This is a genomic window from Pseudomonas reactans (assembly GCF_013385825.1).
Taxonomy (GTDB): Bacteria; Pseudomonadota; Gammaproteobacteria; order Pseudomonadales; family Pseudomonadaceae; genus Aquipseudomonas; species Aquipseudomonas reactans.
Genome location: NZ_JACAPG010000018.1, coordinates 316,294 through 335,139 on the forward strand (window position 1 = coordinate 316,294; position 18,846 = coordinate 335,139).

Here is an 18,846-nt window from a genome sequence, read left to right on the forward strand (position 1 = left end):
ACGCCGGAATCGAATCCGGCGGCATTACGTGCAGGTCTTAGTGCACCAGCATACCGGTGAACCAGTAGGCCTGGGCCAGGGTGATCAACCCGACGATAGTGGCAAAGAACAAGCTGTGCTTGAGGGTAAAGCGGAACAGGTCGGACTCCTTGCCCACCAGGCCGGTAGCGGCGCACGCCACGGCGATGGATTGAGGCGAGATCATCTTGCCGGTGACGCCGCCGCTGGTGTTGGCAGCGACCAGCAGAGTGTCATTGACGCCGATCTGGTGCGCGGTGGTGGCCTGCAACGAGCTGAACAGGGCGTTGGACGAAGTGTCGGAGCCCGTCAGGAAAACCCCCAGCCATCCCAGGAACGGCGAGAAGAACGGGAAGGCTGCGCCAGTGCCAGCTAATACCAATGCCATGGTCGAAGACATGCCGGAGTAGTTGGTGACGAAGGCGAAGGCCAGCACCATCCCGATCGACAGGATCGGCCAGCGCAGTTCGTAGAAAGTCTCTTTTAAAGTGGTAAGACCAGTCTTGATGTCGATTTTCAGTACCAGCATCGAGATCAACGCGGAGAAGAAAATTGCAGTGCCGGTCGCCGAGATCGGGTCCAGTTTGAACACGGCCGGGATCGCGGTGGGGTTGGTCACGATTGGCGCGACCTTGATCACCAGTTGATCCAGGTGCGGGATTGCGAAGTTGAACACCCAGCTGTACATCGAGCCGCCGGCGGCGAACATCGCCTTGAATGGCTTGAGGGTCCAGATGGTGACCAGCACGGTGAGAATCAGGAAGGGCGACCAGGCCTTGAAAATCTGCCCGAGGCTGTAGGGCGAGACGATGGTGTTGCGTGGCAGGCCGAAGCCGCCGGCACTGGCGGTGACCGCTGCGCTGGAGGTTGCGCCGGCGATTTGTGCGCCTGCGGTGCGTTTTGGCTGCCAGACTTTCAGGAACAACGTCAGCGAAATCAGGCTGGCCAAAGCCGAGGTGATGTCCGGCAGTTCCGGGCCGATAAAATTGGACGTGAAGTACTGGGTGATGGCAAAGCTCAAGCCTGCGACCAGAGCGGCTGGCCAGGTTTCACGCACACCGCGCACGCCGTCCATCATGAACACCAGCCAGAACGGCACGAACAACGACAGCAGTGGCAGTTGGCGACCGGTCATGGCGCCGATCTTGAACGCGTCAATGCCGGTCACTTGGCCTGCAACAATGATCGGAATGCCCAGTGCGCCGAAGGCCACGGGCGCGGTATTGGCGATCAGGCACAGGCCGGCGGCGTACAGTGGGTTGAAGCCCAGGCCGACCAGCAGCGCAGCAGTGATCGCCACGGGCGCGCCGAAACCGGCCGCACCTTCCAGGAAGGCGCCGAAGCAAAAACCGATCAGCAGCACCTGCAGGCGTTGGTCGTCGGTGATCGACAGGACCGAGCTGCGGATGATCTCGAACTGACCGCTCTTGACGGTGAGTTTATAGAGGAATACCGCCGCGACAATGATCCATGCAATGGGCCACAGGCCGTAGGCAAAGCCGTAGCCGGCGGCGGCCAGTGCCATGTCTACCGGCATCTGGAAGGCGAAGATCGCCACCAGTATCGACAACGCCAAGGTGATGCTGCCCGCCACGTGGCCTTTGAGGCGGAACACAGCCAAGGCCAGGAAGAAGAATACGATCGGAATGACGGCTGCCAGTGCGGACAGGCCGAGGCTGCCGAGCGGGCTGTAGAGCTGTTGCCAGGTTTGCATAGTGGGGTGGCCCCTGATTGTTGTTGTTTGGTCAGCTTGGATAATTGGTAATACCAATTTACAATCGCTGTGGGCTAGAGTAAAAGCCTTGGCAGGGGTGTGTCAATTTGCCGCCCGCGAAACTTTGGTCGTAAGTGGGTGGGCAGGGTGTGCTGATCGGCTGAAACGAGGGTGTTCTGATAGGTGCTGCAAGCGCTGCGATAGGCGAGAATAGAGGCCCGGCGCGTGGTCGGGATGGTGGAGAGTGAGTGATGGGGTTTGATCAGGTGCGTCAGCGCCGTTTGTCCGATGACATCGTCGAGCAGCTTGAGGGCATGATCCTTGAGGGCACGCTGAAGTCGGGCGAGCGCTTGCCGGCCGAGCGCGCGTTGGCAGAGCAATTCGGGGTGTCGCGCCCTTCTTTGCGGGAGGCAATCCAGAAACTGTCAGCCAAAGGTTTGCTCGTCAGCCGCCAGGGCGGTGGTAACTATGTGGCCGAATCTTTAGGCTCCACGTTCAGTGATCCGCTGTTGCACCTGTTGGAGAACAACCCCGAGGCTCAGCGTGATCTGCTGGAGTTTCGTCAGACCCTTGAAGCCTCCTGCGCCTACTACGCCGCGTTGCGCGCGACAGAGGTTGATCGAGAGCGTCTTACGGCTGCCTTCGAAGCGCTACAGGATTGCTACACCCGGTCCGATGAAGTGAGTCGGGCCGAAGAGGGTGCGGCGGATGCGCGGTTTCACTTGGCGATCGCCGAGGCCAGCCACAACGCCGTGTTGCTGCACACCATCCGTGGTCTGTTCGACCTGCTCAAACGTAATGTGGTGACCAACATCGGCGGCATGTATCAGCAGCGAACGGAAACCCGCGACATGCTGATCAGCCAGCATCGGGATCTGTACCTGGCGATTATCGAAGGGCGCGCCGAGCAGGCACGGGAAGTCTCAACACGTCACCTGTTGTATGTGCAGGAAGTGTTGGAAGAAGTGCGTCAGGAAGTTCAGCGTGTAGCGCGTGCGGAGCGGCGCAAGGGGACGTAGCCGAGGGGACCTCCCAAGGCTACATCACAGCAAGGATCAGTCTTCCTTACCCTTGTTGCGTACAGCGCGATGCAGCTCGCGATTGGAGTCGCGCTCGCGTTCGGTATCACGCTTGTCGTATTCCTTCTTGCCCTTGCCCAAGGCGATCTCGCACTTGACCAGGTGCTTGCTCCAGTACCAGGACAGGCAGACGCAGGCGTAGCCCTTCTGCTGTACGGCGGCAGCGAGCTTTTCCAGTTCGCGGGCATTGAGCAGCAGCTTGCGCGTGCGCACCGGGTCGGCAATCACGTGCGTACTCGCAGTGGTCAGCGGGGTGATATGACTGCCGAGCAGCCACGCCTCGCCATCCTTGAGCAGCACATAACTGTCGACCAGTTGCAGCTTGCTGGCACGCAGACTCTTTACTTCCCAGCCGGCCAGGACCAGACCAGCCTCGAACCGATGTTCGATGAAGTAATCGTGTCGCGCCTTTTTATTTTGCGCGATGGTCCCTGTAGGGTGTTTCTTTTGTTTAGCCATAGGGGCGGCATTATAGGGAGTTGCGAGGCTGTCGGCTACGGTCAACCTGCGTGCTTGAGCGTGTTGGACGAATCCCGGACAATACCCGCAGTTCTCACGTTTTTTTCTCTCGCGGATCGGGCTGTTCTTTCGCGATGTTTGCCTCAGCAGTGGAAGTAACGCTCACATGACGACGCATATTCAACGTTCGGCCCTGCTGCCTTATCCGGCGCAGGCGCTCTATGACCTGGTCAACGACGTGGCGCGTTACCCGGAATTCCTGCCGTGGTGCTCGGCGGCCGAAGTGCTGGAAAGCAGTGATGAGCACATGGTTGCCAGTGTTGGGGTGGCGAAGGGCGGGCTTAGCCAGCACTTTGTGACGCGCAATGTGCTGGTGCCTGGGAAATCCATTGAAATGAATTTGCAGGAAGGGCCGTTTACCCAGTTGCATGGTGTATGGGTATTCAAGGCGCTGACGGACAAAGCCTGCAAGATCAGCCTGGACCTTTCCTTTGATTACGCCGGGCCTATCGTGCGCGCGACCTTGGGGCCTTTGTTCAATCAGGCCGCCAATACGCTGGTGGATGCATTCTGTCAGCGAGCCAAGCAACTGCATGGTTGAGATTGAAGTGGTGTACGCCGCTGTGGATCGTCAAGTTCTGCTGACGGTGACGGTGCCGGCTGGCACCAGTCTGCGCTCGGCGGCGCAAGCGTCAGGCATTGCTCAGCAATTCCCCGAGTTGAATCTGGCTGACTGCGTTCTGGGTATATTCGGCAAAGTGGTCGCGGACGCAGAAGTGCGTAGTGTGCAGGCAGGTGATCGTATTGAGATTTACCGCCCCTTGCTGGCAGACCCAAAAGAAATTCGCAGGTTGCGCGCAGCCAAGGCGGCGCTGGCCAAGCAGCAGAACTCCTAGGGCGGCCAAATGGCAGGCAACAAAAAGCCCGGCATGCCGGGCTTTTTGTTGAGCGCCGCAAAATTACTGCGGGCTGGTGTCCAGAGGTTGTGGCGTTGGGACGGGAACCGTTTCCACGCCATCGACGTCTTTCTGGATCTTGTCGAGCAGAGAGCCTGGCTTGGCCGGCACTTCGGACTTCGGCTTCTCGCCTTCCTGCGCTGGCGCAGTGACGTTGGTGCCGTTGTCCTTGCCGAGCAAGGCTTCATCACGGCTTACGCCGGGCATGAAGTCCCCCGATAGGCTGACAAGCTGGTCATTGCCATTGAAAATGACACTGACGCGCTCCTGTTGGCGTTCACCGCCACCAGGCTGCAGGCTGTAGAGATAATCCCAGCGATCGGCATGGAAAGTGTCGGTCAGCAGGGGGTTACCCATGATAAACCGTACTTGCCGTCGGGTCATTCCGGGGCGTAACTGGTCTATCATGTCCTGCGTGACGACATTGCCCTGCTGGATGTCGATTTTGTAAACCCCGGGGAATGAACAACCGGCGAGTGCGAGCAGTCCCACAAAGGTGAAACTGGTTAGCAAGAGCTTGGTGTTTTGCATCGGTGGGCGACTTCCACTATCTTGGCTGGGACAACGTAAACGCCGATCATACCCGTATTAAGAGAAGCTGCGAAGCAGCATCCGCGAGAAAGCTAACCATGGTTGAAAATAGCGAACTACGCAAAGCCGGTCTCAAAGTGACTCTGCCACGAGTCAAGATTCTACAAATGCTCGATTCTGCTGAGCAGCGTCACATGAGTGCCGAGGATGTCTACAAGGCGCTGATGGAGTCTAACGAGGACGTCGGCCTGGCCACGGTTTACCGTGTACTGACCCAGTTTGAAGCCGCAGGGCTGGTGGTTCGTCATAATTTCGACGGCGGTCATGCAGTATTTGAACTGGCTGATGGTGGTCATCACGACCACATGGTGGACCTGGATACCAATGAGGTTATCGAGTTCACCAGCCCGGAAATCGAAGCGCTGCAGCACAAGATTGCTGAGGAGCATGGCTTCGATCTGGTTGACCATAATCTGGTCCTGTACATCCGTAAGAAAAAGTAACAAGCGCTGCGGATTCACGCTGCAAAACGATCGAAGGCGACCTCAGGGTTGCCTTCGTGCTTTCTATAGAAGCGAAAACTATCCGCTCAGGCCTTTGCCGCCACGACCATTTTCTTCGCGTGCGCCAAAGACTCCTTGGTCAAATCGATCCCGCCGAGCATGCGCGCCACTTCTTCAACGCGTTCCGACTTATTCAGCTTGGACACGGCTGTGTGTGTTGCATCGCTGCCGCGGACCTTGTGCACAAACAGGTGCTGATGCCCCTGGGCCGCCACTTGCGGCAAGTGCGTTACTGTCAGTACCTGGCCTCTATCCCCCAGGCGTCGCAACAACTGGCCAACAATTTCTGCCGTCGGCCCGCCAATCCCGACATCGACTTCGTCGAATACCAATGTCGGCACCCGAGAGGTTTGCGCAGTGATCACCTGGATGGCCAGGCTGATTCGCGACAGTTCGCCGCCGGAGGCTACTTTCGCCAGTGCCTTGAGCGGTTGCCCGGGGTTGGCGCTGACCAGTAGCTCCACCTGCTCCAACCCGTGGGGCTGCAGTTCGTTACTTGCGTTGGTGCGCAATTCAATAGTGAAGCGCCCGCCAGGCATGCCCAGGCGTTGGATCTCCAACTCCACTGCGCTGGCCAGGCCCGTCGCTGCTTGCTGCCGCAAGTCGCTGAGTTCGCGCGCCTTCTCCTGATAGTGGCGAGCAAAAGAGGCGAGCTCGTCGCCCAGGCGCTCGATGGATTCATCGTTGGCGTTCAGGGTCTCGATTTCATCCAGCAGCTTTTGCTGCATTGTCGCCACTTCGGTGGGCTGGATGCGATGTTTGCGCGCCAGGGTATAGATGGTGTCGAGGCGTTCTTCTATCTCCTGCAGGCGCGCCGGGTCGGCATCGAAGTGATCCAGAAAGCGATTCAACTCGCCGACGGCTTCTTCAACTTGAATCTGTGCGCTGGTCAGCAAGGTCGTGGCCTCGCTCAACGAGCCGGAGGCGCTGTTCACGCTAGAGAGGCGATTGAGGCTGGCAGTCAGTGCGTTGAGCACATTGCCGGAGTCACTCTCACTGCATTGCTCCACCACCTGGCGGCAAATGCCCAGCAGGGTTTCCGCGTTGGTGAGGTTCTTGTGTTCCTGCTCAAGCTGCTCCAGTTCAGTCTCGCCCAGGCCGAGGCTTTCCAGCTCTTCGAGTTGGTAGCTGAGCAATTGGTGGCGAGCACGTTGCTCATCGCCGGAGTTGGAGAGTCGCTCCAGCTCCTGGCGAGTCTGGCGCCAGCGCTGGGCGGCGAGTTGCACTTGGCGGGCCAGGTCTGTGGCGCCCGCGTACTCGTCGAGCAGGCGGCGATGGGTATCGGTTTTCAGCAGGGACTGGTGTTCATGCTGGCTGTGGATATCGATCAGCAGTTCGCCCAGGGCTTTTAGGTCGCCAAGCGGGCAGGGGGTGCCATTGATGTAGCCGCGGGACCGACCTTCTGCCGTGATGACCCGCCGAAGGATGCACGGCCCTTCATTATTAAGGTCGCGCTCGGCCAGCCAGGCCTCGGCCTCGGGAATATCCGCCAGGTCGAAGGTGGCCAGGATATCGGCTTTGTCCGCGCCGGGGCGCACCACGCCGCTGTCGGCGCGATCACCCAGGGTCAGGCCCAGGGCATCGAGCATGATCGACTTGCCGGCGCCGGTTTCGCCTGTGATTACGCTCATCCCGCGATCCAGTTCGAGATCCAGGTGTTCAACGATGGCGTAGTTATGTACGGACAGGTGCACGAGCATGACGGCCGCTCCCAGGCTTTAGGTCTGGTTATTTATACAGTGTTTTGTTCGGCGCTGACAATCCTGACGCTTAGCTCGATTTGCTTGAATCTGGATATTTTTAAGCGCAATCAGGAATGACCAGGCAGGAATTGATGAAGGTCAGTCGAAAGACTTTTGGTAACGCCTGCGCCCTTGAACCTGGAAATTGTGGCCCCATATACCGGAACAGAAGCGCGAGTTGAGTTCGCGCATGATTTTGAAAGGAGAAAACTATGGCTGACGAACAGACGCAGGATACGCAAACTCCAGACGCCAATTCGGCTGTCGGCGATGAGCTGGCGACTCGTGTGCAAGTGCTCGAAGAGCAATTGGCCGCTGCGCAGGACCAGTCTTTGCGTGTTGCCGCTGATCTGCAGAACGTCCGCCGCCGTGCCGAGCAGGATGTAGAAAAGGCTCACAAATTCGCGCTGGAAAAATTCGCCAATGACTTGCTGCCGATTATCGACAGCCTGGAGCGTGGCCTTGAATTGTCCAACCCGGACGACGAAAACATCCGCCCGATGCGCGAAGGGATCGAACTGACCCTGAAAATGTTCCAGGACACCCTGAAGCGTTATCAGCTGGAAGCGATCGATCCACAAGGCGGCGAGCCGTTCAACGCTGAGCATCACCAAGCCATGGCCATGCAGGAAAGCCATGACCTAGAGCCGAACAGCGTGCTCAAAACGTTCCAGAAGGGTTATCTGCTCAATGGTCGCCTGCTGCGCCCGGCGATGGTCGTCGTGAGCAAGGCGCCTGCACCGGTTTCGCCTTCTATTGATGAGCAGGCTTGAAATACGCTGCAAAGCCCCCATCTATAAGTCAAGCGTTTAAGTGCTACCGCAGTTAGCCACCACTGCTGCGGCAACCAAATTCAAGTTTCGGGAGAGTAAATCATGGGCAAAATTATCGGTATCGACCTGGGGACCACCAACTCCTGTGTCTCCGTCATGGAAAACGGCAAAGCCAAAGTTATTGAAAACGCCGAAGGCGCGCGTACCACGCCGTCGATCATTGCTTACGCAAATGATGGCGAGATCCTCGTTGGTCAGTCGGCCAAGCGCCAGGCTGTGACCAACCCGCACAACACCCTGTACGCGGTAAAGCGTCTGATCGGTCGTAAGTTCGACGAAGAAGTCGTACAGAAAGACATCAAGATGGTGCCTTACAAAATCGCCAAGGCTGACAACGGTGACGCCTGGGTTGAAGTAAATGGCAACAAAATGTCGGCACCGCAGATCTCGGCTGAAGTCTTGAAAAAGATGAAGAAGACCGCCGAAGACTATCTGGGTGAAACCGTGACCGAAGCGGTGATCACCGTTCCGGCCTACTTCAACGACAGCCAGCGCCAGGCGACCAAAGACGCCGGCCGCATCGCGGGCCTGGACGTAAAACGTATCATCAACGAACCAACCGCAGCTGCTCTGGCTTACGGTATGGACAAGGCCAAGGGCGATCACACTGTGATCGTTTATGACCTGGGTGGTGGTACTTTCGACGTGTCGGTCATCGAGATCGCTGAAGTTGACGGCGAGCACCAGTTCGAAGTGTTGGCCACCAATGGCGACACCTTCCTGGGTGGTGAAGACTTTGACATTCGTCTGATCGACTACCTCGTTGACGAATTCAAGAAAGAAAGCGGCATGAACCTCAAGGGTGACCCGCTGGCGATGCAGCGCCTGAAAGAAGCTGCTGAGAAAGCCAAGATCGAGCTGTCTTCGAGCCTGTCGACCGACGTGAACCTGCCGTACATCACAGCAGATGCTACCGGTCCTAAGCACTTGAATGTGAAGATTTCTCGCTCCAAGCTGGAAGCGCTGGTTGAAGACCTGGTTCAGCGCACCATCGAGCCTTGCCGCATCGCTCTGAAAGACGCCGGTATTGACGTTGGCGCCATCAACGACGTGATCCTGGTGGGCGGTCAGACCCGTATGCCACTGGTTCAGCAGAAAGTGACCGAGTTCTTCGGTAAAGAAGCACGTAAAGACGTGAACCCGGACGAAGCGGTTGCCATGGGTGCTGCCATCCAGGGCGCGGTATTGGCCGGTGATGTGAAAGACGTGCTGCTGCTGGACGTCAGCCCGCTGACCCTGGGTATCGAAACCATGGGCGGCGTAATGACTGCGCTGATCGAGAAAAACACCACGATTCCTACCAAGAAATCGCAAGTGTTCTCGACTGCCGATGACAACCAAGGCGCCGTGACCATTCACGTGTTGCAAGGTGAGCGTAAGCAGGCTGCTCAGAACAAGTCCCTTGGCAAGTTCGACCTGGCCGAGATTCCACCAGCACCACGTGGCGTGCCGCAAATCGAAGTAACCTTCGATATCGACGCCAACGGCATCCTGCACGTCGGTGCGAAGGACAAGGCGACTGGCAAAGAGCAGAAGATCACCATCAAGGCCAACTCCGGTCTGTCTGATGAAGAAATTCAACAGATGATTCGTGATGCTGAAGCCAACGCTGATGCGGATGCCAAGTTTGCTGAACTGGCTGGCGCCCGTAACCAGGGTGATGCACTGGTTCACTCGACACGCAAAATGGTCGCTGATGCCGGCGATAAAGTGACTGCTGAAGAGAAGACTGCAATCGAAGCTGCTGTGGTTGCCCTGGAAGCAGCTGTCAAAGGCGACGACAAGGCCGCTATCGAAGCCAAGATCGAAGAGCTGTCGAAAGTCTCCGCTCCAGTGGCGCAGAAAATGTATGCCGAACAAGGTCAGCCAGCTGACGGTGCTGCGCAACAGGCTGAGCCTGAAGCCAAGCATGACGACGTTGTCGATGCCGAGTTCGAAGAAGTCAAAGACCAGAAGTAAGTTGGTCGCCCGGTTGACCGCTATCAAGCGGTGACTGGTAGGATGTCGCCGCGCGGGAGCTTGCTCCCGCGTTGGCGTGTCTGGGGTATGCGAATTTTTACAGCATGCGACAGCGTTCGGATGCTGGCGGTGTGATCGGGAATGCTCCTGCTTTCCGAGCAGTAAATACCGCACTTTTGGCCGGGTCCCTGGCTAAAAAGTAGTAATGACCAGGATCGTTGAATTGACGTGAGTTGGGTCCGGGCCTGTATTGGGGCTCAACGAGTTTGGCAAGGCTCAGGAGGGTCTGGCTGAACGTCCTTAAGAGTGCAAAGACTTATGGCAAAGCGTGACTATTACGAAGTATTGGGTGTGGAGCGCGGTTCCAGCGAGGCGGACCTGAAGAAGGCCTACCGTCGCTTGGCGATGAAGCACCACCCGGACCGTAATCCGGATAGCAAAGAATCCGAAGAAATGTTCAAAGAGGCCAATGAGGCCTACGAATGTCTGTCTGATCCCAACAAGCGTGCGGCCTACGACCAGTATGGCCATGCCGGTGTCGACCCGAGCATGGGTGGCGGCGGTGCGGGGTTTGGTGGTCAGAACTTCTCCGATATTTTCGGTGACGTGTTCAGCGACTTCTTCGGCGGTGGCCGGGGCGGTCAGCGTGGCGGCGCCCAGCGTGGCAGCGATTTGCGCTACACCCTGGAATTGAATCTGGAAGAAGCCGTGCGCGGTACCAGCGTCAATATCCGTGTGCCGACGCTGGTCAACTGCAAGCCGTGTGATGGCTCGGGTGCCAAGAAAGGTTCCTCGCCGATCACCTGTCCGACCTGTGGCGGTATCGGCCAGGTCCGTATGCAGCAGGGCTTCTTCTCGGTGCAGCAGACCTGCCCGCGCTGCCATGGCCAGGGCAAGATCATTTCCGACCCGTGCGATTCCTGCCACGGTGAAGGTCGCGTCGAAGAGTACAAGACCTTGTCGGTGAAAGTGCCGGCGGGCGTGGATACCGGTGATCGCATTCGTCTGTCGGGTGAAGGCGAGGCCGGTACTCAGGGCGGTCCGACGGGTGACCTGTACGTGGTGATCAATGTGCGCGAGCACTCGATCTTCCAGCGTGACGGCAAGCACCTGTTCTGCGAAGTGCCGATCAGCTTTGTCGATGCTGCCTTGGGCGGCGAGCTTGAGATTCCGACTCTCGACGGTCGGGTCAAGCTCAAGATTCCTGAGGGTACCCAGACCGGCAAGCAGTTCCGTATCCGTGGCAAAGGCGTTGCGCCGGTGCGTGGTGGCGGTGCTGGCGACCTGATGTGCCGTGTGGCGGTGGAAACACCGGTCAACCTGAATCGCCGTCAGCGCGAACTGCTTGAAGAGTTCCGCAGCTCGATGGAAGGTGATGACTCTCACTCGCCGAAAACCGCGGGCTTTTTCGATGGTGTGAAGCGTTTCTTCGGCGACCTGTAAGGAATTGAGTATGCGACGTATAGCCGTAATGGGCGCTGCCGGGCGCATGGGCAAGACGCTGGTCGAAGCGGTGCAGCAGCGTTCGCCGGCCTCCGGGCTGACCGCGGCGATCGTTCGTCCGGGCAGCACCTTGATTGGTGCGGACGCGGGTGAGTTGGCCTCGCTGGGGCGTATCGGTGTGTCGTTGTCCGGCAACCTGGAGCAGGTGGCGGACGAGTTTGACGTGCTGATCGACTTCACGCTGCCGGACGTAATGCTGAAAAACCTGGCCTTCTGCCGCAAGGCGGGCAAGGCCATGGTGATCGGCACCACCGGCTTGACGGCTGAGCAGAAGCAGTTGCTGGTAGAAGCGGGCAAGGATATCCCGATCGTCTTCGCCGCCAACTTCAGCGTCGGTGTGAACCTGTCGCTCAAACTGCTGGATCTGGCGGCGCGCGTGCTGGGCGATGAGGCGGATATCGAGATCATCGAGACTCACCATCGTCACAAGATCGACGCGCCGTCGGGCACTGCGCTACGCATGGGTGAGGCGATTGCCGATGCGCTGGGTCGTGACCTGTCGAAAGTGGCGGTGTACGGCCGCGAAGGCCATACCGGTGCGCGGGCGCGTGACACCATTGGTTTTGCGACCGTGCGCGGTGGCGATGTCGTGGGTGATCACACCGTGTTGTTCGCCACTGAAGGTGAGCGCCTGGAAATCACGCACAAAGCCTCCAGCCGCATGACGTTTGCCAAAGGCGCGGTACGTGCTGCGCTGTGGTTGGAAGGTCGTACGCCTGGTCTGTACGACATGCGCGATGTGCTGGATCTGCACTAATCAGTAGCTAAAACGGGGCCTCAAGCTTATGCTTAGGCCCCGTTTTTACCCGCTAAGCGACGTCCTGTCGCATTCCCCTGCCTTTAAGGCTCTTTAGCGGTGGACCAAAAAAGCCTTTTTCTGTAAGCTACAGCTTTAGTGTGTCCACTAAAAGCGCGCAGAATAATTCAGTGAAGAAGCGGGGTGACGTGTCCATACGTCACTCCGCTTTTTTACAACCTGCGATCGCCCTTTCAGGCTTTATTTACGGGAGGTCTTCTTGACTAAGCCAGCCATACTCGCCCTTGCTGATGGCAGCATTTTTCGCGGCGAAGCCATTGGAGCCGACGGTCAGACCGTTGGAGAGGTAGTGTTTAACACTGCCATGACCGGCTATCAGGAAATCCTTACCGATCCTTCCTACGCCCAACAGATCGTTACCCTGACCTATCCGCACATCGGCAACACCGGTACTACACCGGAAGACGTCGAGTCTGATCGTGTCTGGTCGGCCGGTCTGGTGATTCGTGACCTGCCACTGGTTGCGAGCAACTGGCGTAACACGATGTCGCTGTCCGATTACCTGAAAGCCAACAATGTTGTGGCGATCGCCGGTATCGATACCCGCCGCCTCACGCGCATCCTGCGTGAAAAAGGCTCGCAGAACGGCTGCATCATGGTCGGTGACAATATCTCCGAAGAGGCGGCGATTGCCGCAGCGCAGGGTTTTCCAGGCCTGAAAGGCATGGACCTGGCGAAAGTCGTCAGCGTCAAAGAGAAGTACGAATGGCGCTCGACTGTCTGGGACTTGAAGACCGACAGCCATGCGACCATCGAAGCTGCTGACCTGCCTTATCACGTTGTGGCCTACGACTACGGCGTCAAGTACAACATCCTGCGCATGCTGGTCGAGCGCGGCTGCCGCGTGACCGTCGTGCCGGCGCAAACGCCTGCCAGCGACGTGCTCGCCTTGCAGCCGGATGGCGTATTCCTGTCCAACGGCCCAGGTGACCCTGAGCCATGCGACTATGCCATCCAGGCGATCAAGGACGTGCTGGAAACCGAGATTCCGGTATTCGGTATCTGCCTCGGTCACCAACTGCTGGCCCTGGCCTCCGGCGCCAAGACCCTGAAAATGGGCCACGGCCACCACGGTGCCAACCACCCGGTACAAGACCTGGACACTGGCGTCGTGATGATCACCAGCCAGAACCACGGTTTTGCGGTGGATGAAGCCACCCTGCCGAGCAACGTGCGCGCCATTCACAAGTCGCTGTTCGATGGTTCCCTGCAGGGCATCGAGCGCACCGACAAGAGCGCGTTCAGCTTCCAGGGTCACCCTGAAGCGAGCCCGGGCCCGAACGACGTAGCGCCGCTGTTCGACCGTTTCATCAATGAGATGGCCAAGCGACGCTGACTGAGCGGCCTGCGGGCGGCCCCGAATGTCGGTGGCCCCCGCAGGCTTATCAAAGATTGTTCAAGACGGCTTGCCGACTGACCTGCGGATTTGAGTGACAAACCCATGCCAAAACGTACAGACATAAAAAGCATCCTGATTCTCGGCGCTGGCCCGATCGTGATCGGCCAGGCCTGCGAATTCGACTACTCCGGCGCCCAGGCCTGTAAAGCCCTGCGCGAAGAGGGCTACCGCGTCATCCTGGTGAACTCCAACCCGGCCACCATCATGACCGACCCGGCCATGGCCGACGCCACTTACATCGAGCCGATCAAGTGGCAGACCGTTGCCAAGATCATCGAGAAAGAGCGTCCGGACGCGCTGCTGCCAACCATGGGTGGCCAGACTGCACTGAACTGCGCCCTGGACCTGGAGCGCGAAGGCGTCCTGGAAAAATTCGGCGTAGAGATGATCGGCGCCAACGCCGACACCATCGACAAGGCTGAAGACCGTTCGCGTTTCGACAAGGCCATGAAGTCCATCGGCCTGGCGTGCCCGCGTTCCGGTATCGCCCACAGCATGGAGGAAGCCAATGCGGTCCTCGAGACGCTGGGCTTCCCGTGCATCATCCGTCCGTCCTTCACCATGGGCGGCACCGGTGGCGGTATTGCTTACAACCGCGAAGAGTTCGAAGAAATCTGCGCCCGCGGTCTGGACCTGTCGCCGACCAAAGAGCTGCTGATCGACGAATCCCTGATCGGCTGGAAAGAATACGAGATGGAGGTTGTCCGCGATAAGAAGGATAACTGCATCATCGTCTGCTCCATCGAAAACTTCGACCCGATGGGCGTGCACACCGGTGACTCGATCACGGTTGCTCCAGCACAGACCCTGACCGACAAGGAATACCAGATCCTGCGTAACGCCTCCCTGGCGGTACTGCGCGAGATCGGCGTGGAAACCGGCGGCTCCAACGTTCAGTTCGGCATCTGCCCGGACACCGGCCGCATGGTCGTGATCGAGATGAACCCGCGCGTTTCCCGTTCGTCGGCCCTGGCCTCGAAAGCCACCGGTTTCCCGATCGCCAAGGTCGCTGCCAAGCTGGCTGTGGGTTACACCCTGGACGAGCTGTCGAACGACATCACCGGCGGCAAGACCCCGGCGTCCTTCGAACCGTCGATCGACTACGTCGTCACCAAGCTGCCACGCTTTGCCTTCGAAAAATTCGCCAAGGCTGACGCGCGCCTGACCACCCAGATGAAGTCTGTGGGTGAAGTCATGGCCATCGGCCGTACTTTCCAGGAATCCCTGCAGAAAGCCCTGCGTGGCCTGGAAGTAGGTGTTTGCGGTCTGGACGAGAAACTCGACCTGAGCAACCCGGAAAGCATGAGCGTGCTCAAGCGCGAGCTGACTGTGCCGGGCGCCGAGCGTATCTGGTACGTGGCTGATGCTTTCCGCGCCGGCATGACCGTCGAAGACATCTTCGGCATGAACATGATCGACCCGTGGTTCCTGGTACAGATCGAAGATCTGATCAAGGAAGAAGAAAAGGTCAAGACCCTGGGTCTGGCCAGCATCGACCGCGACATGATGTTCCGCCTCAAGCGCAAAGGTTTCTCCGACCAGCGTCTGGCCAAGCTGCTGGGTGTAACCGAGAAGAACCTGCGTACGCATCGCCACAAGCTGGAGATCTTCCCGGTCTACAAGCGTGTTGATACCTGCGCGGCCGAGTTCTCCACCGATACCGCCTACCTGTACTCCACCTACGAGGAAGAGTGCGAAGCTGCGCCGTCGGGTCGCGACAAGATCATGATCCTGGGTGGCGGTCCGAACCGTATCGGCCAAGGCATCGAGTTCGATTACTGCTGCGTACACGCCGCTCTTGCCCTGCGCGAAGACGGGTACGAGACCATCATGGTCAACTGCAACCCGGAAACCGTTTCCACAGACTACGACACCTCCGATCGCCTGTACTTCGAGCCAGTAACCCTGGAAGACGTGCTGGAAATCGTGCGCGTCGAGAAGCCAAAAGGTGTGATCGTCCAGTACGGCGGCCAAACCCCGTTGAAACTGGCGCGTGCCCTGGAAGCCGCTGGTGTGCCGATCATCGGCACCAGCCCGGACGCCATCGACCGTGCCGAAGACCGTGAGCGCTTCCAGCAAATGGTTGAGCGCCTGAACCTGCGTCAGCCGCCAAACGCCACCGTGCGCAGCGAAGACGAAGCCATCCGTGCAGCCAGCAAGATCGGCTACCCGCTGGTGGTGCGTCCGTCCTACGTACTGGGCGGCCGTGCGATGGAAATTGTCTACGAAGAAGAAGAGCTGAAGCGCTACCTGCGTGACGCGGTGAAAGTGTCCAACGACAGCCCAGTGCTGCTGGATCACTTCCTCAACTGCGCCATCGAAATGGACGTGGACGCGGTTTGCGACGGCACCGATGTGGTGATCGGCGCGATCATGCAGCACATTGAGCAGGCGGGTGTTCACTCCGGTGACTCCGCATGCTCGCTGCCGCCGTACTCGCTGCCGGCGCACATCCAGGACGAGATGCGCGAACAGGTCAAGAAAATGGCCCTGGAACTGGGTGTGGTCGGCCTGATGAACGTACAGTTGGCGCTGCAAGGCGAGGACATCTACGTCATCGAAGTCAACCCGCGCGCTTCGCGTACCGTGCCATTTGTTTCCAAGTGCATCGGTGTGTCCCTGGCCATGATCGCTGCCCGCGTGATGGCTGGTAAGACCCTGAAGGAAATTGGCTTCACCAAGGAAATCATTCCTAACTTCTACAGCGTGAAAGAGGCGGTGTTCCCATTCGCCAAGTTCCCTGGTGTGGACCCGATCCTGGGCCCAGAGATGAAGTCCACCGGTGAAGTCATGGGTGTGGGCGATACCTTCGGCGAAGCCTTCGCCAAAGCCCAGATGGGCGCCAGCGAAGTGCTGCCGACCGGCGGTACAGCGTTCATCAGTGTGCGTGATGATGACAAGCCACTTGTTGCAGGCGTGGCCCGTGATCTGATCAACTTGGGCTTCGAAGTCGTGGCCACCGCCGGGACCGCCAAGCTGATCGAGGCTGCCGGCCTGAAAGTGCGTCGCGTGAACAAGGTGACGGAAGGCCGTCCGCACGTGGTCGACATGATCAAGAATGACGAAGTCACCCTGATCATCAACACCACCGAGGGTCGCCAGTCGATCGCGGACTCCTACTCCATTCGTCGTAACGCCTTGCAGCACAAGATCTACTGCACCACCACCATTGCTGCTGGCGAAGCCATCTGCGAAGCGCTCAAGTTCGGTCCGGAAAAGACCGTGCGTCGCTTGCAGGATCTACACGCAGGATTGAAGGCATGACCAAATACCCAATGACCGTCCAGGGCTTCAAGGCCCTGGAAGAGGAACACGCCCACCTGACCAAGGTCGTACGTCCAAAGCTGAGCCAGGACATCGGTACGGCCCGCGAGCTGGGTGACTTGAAGGAAAACGCCGAATACCACGCTGCTCGCGAGCAGCAAGGTATGGTCGAGGCGCGGATCCGTGATATCGAAGGCCGCCTGCAGAACTCGGTGGTCATCGACGTGACGACCATTCCGAAGACCGGCAAGGTGATTTTCGGCACGACCGTGGAAATCGCCAACGTCGAGACTGATGAAAGCGTGGTCTACCACATCGTTGGCGAAGACGAAGCTGACTTTAAGCTCGGCAAGATCTCTGTCGGTTCTCCGCTGGCCCGCGCCTTGATTGCCAAGGAAGAGGGCGATGTGGTTTCTGTTAAAACGCCTGGCGGCGTGACCGAGTACGAGATTGTTGAAGTTCGTCACGTCTGAAAGACGGCGCCCGCTTCGTGCGGGCGCCATGCTTTGGCAGCTCTCCCAGATGCTTTGGGTGGGTGGCCTGTGGTTGTTGCACATTGGCGTGTTGCCGGCGCTGGGCCTGATTGGCCTGGCACCGTTGCTGATCGATGAGATCGATGGATTACTGAGTGCGTTGCTGGTGGGTTTTGCAGCGGCGTGCGTGACGCTCCAGGCATTGGTGCTGGTCAAGGCCGAGGGCTTGGGAAGTTTGTGGCGGGATATTCGCGGGCAACTGCTGTTGATGGCGCTGTATGCGTGTGCAATGTATTGCATTGTGCATGTCTGGCTGCCGGAAGCGTTGCGCTGGCAGCTATTCAGCTATCTTGTGCTAGGGTTTTCCGGTCTGGTGCTGGTGATGCAGCCGGCGCCAGGATGGAGTGGCAGGGCGCGCGAAGCACGCCCGTGACCCTTTTGTATTACTTGAAGCGGTGTACGTTTGACAGTTGCTTGTTGACGCTGAAGTTCTTGCGATACAGCAGCGCCATCTTGCCGATGACCTGAACCAGGTCCGCTTTGCCTACCTTGCACAGTTCTGCAATGGCAGCCAGGCGCGCTTCGCGGTCAAGGATGTTGACCTTGATCTTGATCAGTTCATGATCGTTCAGCGCACGTTCGAATTCGGCTAACACACCTTCAGTCAAACCGTTATCTGCCACAATCAGAACTGGTTTCAGATGGTGGCCAATGGATTTGTACTGTTTCTTCTGCTCTTGAGTGAGCGGCATAATCTGACCCCTGCGTCTGATCTTGTAAAAAGCGGCGGCCAGTTTACCCGAGCGAGTCCGGGACCGCCCAGTTAATCACGACCCGTTTTATTTTTCGAGGTGGCCCGTGGCCCGTTCCAAAACCAGCCTTAAGTGGCTACAAGAACATTTCAACGATCCTTACGTCAAAAAGGCGCAAAAGGACGGCTACCGTTCCCGGGCCAGCTACAAGCTGTTGGAGATCCAGGACAAGGACAAGTTGATTCGTCCAGGCATGAGCGTTATCGATCTGGGGGCCGCCCCAGGTGGTTGGTCCCAGGTGACCAGTCGTCTGATTGGTGGGCAGGGCCGCTTGATCGCTTCCGACATCCTGGAAATGGACAGTATCCCGGATGTGACCTTTGTTCATGGTGACTTTACTCAGGATGCCGTACTCGCACAGATCCTTGAGGCTGTGGGAAATTCGCAGGTAGACCTTGTGATTTCCGACATGGCCCCCAATATGAGTGGATTACCGGCCGTTGATATGCCGCGCGCAATGTTCCTATGTGAGCTGGCGCTGGATTTGGCGGGTCGGGTTTTGCGTCCTGGTGGTGATTTTCTGGTGAAAGTCTTCCAGGGCGAGGGTTTCGATGAGTACCACAAGAACATCCGCAAGTTGTTCGAGAAGGTGCAAACGCGTAAGCCTGACTCTTCCCGAGACAGGTCTCGGGAGCAGTACCTGCTCTGCCGCGGCTTCCGCGGGGTTGAAGGCGCTGCGAGTGAAGAGCGTTTTTGAGGAATTCGAGGAGGGCGATAGGTTTTT

Annotated in this window: 18 protein-coding genes; 13 read left to right on the forward strand and 5 right to left on the reverse strand. The window is 58.4% G+C overall.

Annotated elements, in window-relative coordinates; translation table 11 throughout:
- Positions 1–37: 37 nt before the first annotated feature.
- Positions 38–1,732, reverse strand: coding sequence for a lactate permease LctP family transporter (locus HX868_RS21820; RefSeq protein WP_122728078.1), 1,695 nt, complete (start codon positions 1,730–1,732; stop codon positions 38–40).
- A gap of 251 nt (positions 1,733–1,983) precedes the next feature.
- On the opposite strand from HX868_RS21820, the gene HX868_RS21825 reads away from it, so the two are divergent.
- Positions 1,984–2,751, forward strand: coding sequence for a GntR family transcriptional regulator (locus tag HX868_RS21825; RefSeq protein ID WP_016976808.1), 768 nt, complete (start codon positions 1,984–1,986; stop codon positions 2,749–2,751).
- Positions 2,752–2,787: 36 nt separating this feature from the next.
- Here the strand turns inward: HX868_RS21825 and smpB are convergent, their stop codons facing one another.
- The gene (smpB, locus tag HX868_RS21830; protein WP_005791513.1) at positions 2,788–3,270 is read right to left on the reverse strand and encodes an SsrA-binding protein SmpB; all 483 of its coding nucleotides are present in this window, start codon (positions 3,268–3,270) and stop codon (positions 2,788–2,790) included.
- Between the two features lie 166 nt (positions 3,271–3,436).
- Here smpB and HX868_RS21835 point away from each other — a divergent pair, with 166 nt between their 5' ends.
- Both HX868_RS21835 and HX868_RS21840 read left to right on the forward strand, forming a co-directional pair.
- The gene (locus HX868_RS21835; RefSeq protein WP_016973780.1) at positions 3,437–3,871 is read left to right on the forward strand and encodes a type II toxin-antitoxin system RatA family toxin; all 435 of its coding nucleotides are present in this window, start codon (positions 3,437–3,439) and stop codon (positions 3,869–3,871) included.
- Positions 3,864–4,166: an RnfH family protein gene (locus HX868_RS21840; RefSeq protein ID WP_177004335.1), complete on the forward strand. Its 303-nt coding sequence runs from the start codon at positions 3,864–3,866 to the stop codon at positions 4,164–4,166. The genes HX868_RS21835 and HX868_RS21840 overlap by 8 nt, the downstream gene beginning before the upstream one ends.
- A 63-nt stretch (positions 4,167–4,229) precedes the next feature.
- On the opposite strand, the gene HX868_RS21845 is transcribed toward HX868_RS21840, so the two are convergent.
- Positions 4,230–4,757, reverse strand: a complete 528-nt coding sequence (locus HX868_RS21845) for an outer membrane protein assembly factor BamE (RefSeq protein WP_016976810.1) — start codon at positions 4,755–4,757, stop codon at positions 4,230–4,232.
- Between the two features lie 98 nt (positions 4,758–4,855).
- Between HX868_RS21845 and fur the strand changes: the two genes are divergently transcribed.
- Entirely contained in the window at positions 4,856–5,260 is a 405-nt protein-coding gene (gene fur, locus HX868_RS21850) for a ferric iron uptake transcriptional regulator (protein ID WP_003194220.1), read from the forward strand.
- Between the two features lie 86 nt (positions 5,261–5,346).
- On the opposite strand, the gene recN is transcribed toward fur, so the two are convergent.
- Complete coding sequence (gene recN, locus HX868_RS21855; protein WP_033898255.1) at positions 5,347–7,020, reverse strand: DNA repair protein RecN; 1,674 nt, start codon at positions 7,018–7,020, stop codon at positions 5,347–5,349.
- 254 nt (positions 7,021–7,274) lie between these two features.
- Here recN and grpE point away from each other — a divergent pair, with 254 nt between their 5' ends.
- The 8 genes from grpE (at position 7,275) to HX868_RS21895 (ending at position 17,743) form a co-directional block, all read left to right on the forward strand.
- Positions 7,275–7,835, forward strand: a complete 561-nt coding sequence (gene grpE, locus HX868_RS21860) for a nucleotide exchange factor GrpE (protein ID WP_016976812.1) — start codon at positions 7,275–7,277, stop codon at positions 7,833–7,835.
- 102 nt (positions 7,836–7,937) lie between these two features.
- Complete coding sequence (gene dnaK, locus HX868_RS21865) at positions 7,938–9,854, forward strand: molecular chaperone DnaK (RefSeq protein WP_177004336.1); 1,917 nt, start codon at positions 7,938–7,940, stop codon at positions 9,852–9,854.
- Positions 9,855–10,172: 318 nt separating this feature from the next.
- Positions 10,173–11,297: a molecular chaperone DnaJ gene (gene dnaJ / locus HX868_RS21870; RefSeq protein ID WP_016976814.1), complete on the forward strand. Its 1,125-nt coding sequence runs from the start codon at positions 10,173–10,175 to the stop codon at positions 11,295–11,297.
- 10 nt (positions 11,298–11,307) lie between these two features.
- The gene (dapB, locus tag HX868_RS21875) at positions 11,308–12,114 is read left to right on the forward strand and encodes a 4-hydroxy-tetrahydrodipicolinate reductase (protein WP_177004337.1); all 807 of its coding nucleotides are present in this window, start codon (positions 11,308–11,310) and stop codon (positions 12,112–12,114) included.
- Positions 12,115–12,373: 259 nt separating this feature from the next.
- Positions 12,374–13,510 carry a glutamine-hydrolyzing carbamoyl-phosphate synthase small subunit gene (gene carA / locus HX868_RS21880; protein ID WP_038843802.1) on the forward strand — a complete coding sequence of 379 codons (1,137 nt, stop codon included), beginning with the start codon at positions 12,374–12,376 and terminating at the stop codon, positions 13,508–13,510.
- 105 nt (positions 13,511–13,615) lie between these two features.
- Positions 13,616–16,837 (forward strand): carbamoyl-phosphate synthase large subunit, encoded by a 3,222-nt coding sequence (carB, locus tag HX868_RS21885; protein WP_016976817.1) that lies wholly within the window; start codon positions 13,616–13,618, stop codon positions 16,835–16,837.
- Complete coding sequence (gene greA / locus HX868_RS21890) at positions 16,834–17,310, forward strand: transcription elongation factor GreA (RefSeq protein ID WP_010206609.1); 477 nt, start codon at positions 16,834–16,836, stop codon at positions 17,308–17,310. Before carB ends, greA begins: the two co-directional genes overlap by 4 nt.
- Before the next feature lie 28 nt (positions 17,311–17,338).
- Positions 17,339–17,743 (forward strand): hypothetical protein, encoded by a 405-nt coding sequence (locus HX868_RS21895; protein ID WP_025999772.1) that lies wholly within the window; start codon positions 17,339–17,341, stop codon positions 17,741–17,743.
- Positions 17,744–17,753: 10 nt separating this feature from the next.
- Here HX868_RS21895 and HX868_RS21900 read toward each other — a convergent pair whose 3' ends face one another.
- Positions 17,754–18,062: a YhbY family RNA-binding protein gene (locus tag HX868_RS21900; RefSeq protein ID WP_010206607.1), complete on the reverse strand. Its 309-nt coding sequence runs from the start codon at positions 18,060–18,062 to the stop codon at positions 17,754–17,756.
- 106 nt (positions 18,063–18,168) lie between these two features.
- Between HX868_RS21900 and rlmE the strand changes: the two genes are divergently transcribed.
- Positions 18,169–18,819 carry a 23S rRNA (uridine(2552)-2'-O)-methyltransferase RlmE gene (gene rlmE, locus HX868_RS21905; RefSeq protein WP_016976819.1) on the forward strand — a complete coding sequence of 217 codons (651 nt, stop codon included), beginning with the start codon at positions 18,169–18,171 and terminating at the stop codon, positions 18,817–18,819.
- The last annotated feature ends 27 nt before the right edge of the window (positions 18,820–18,846 follow it).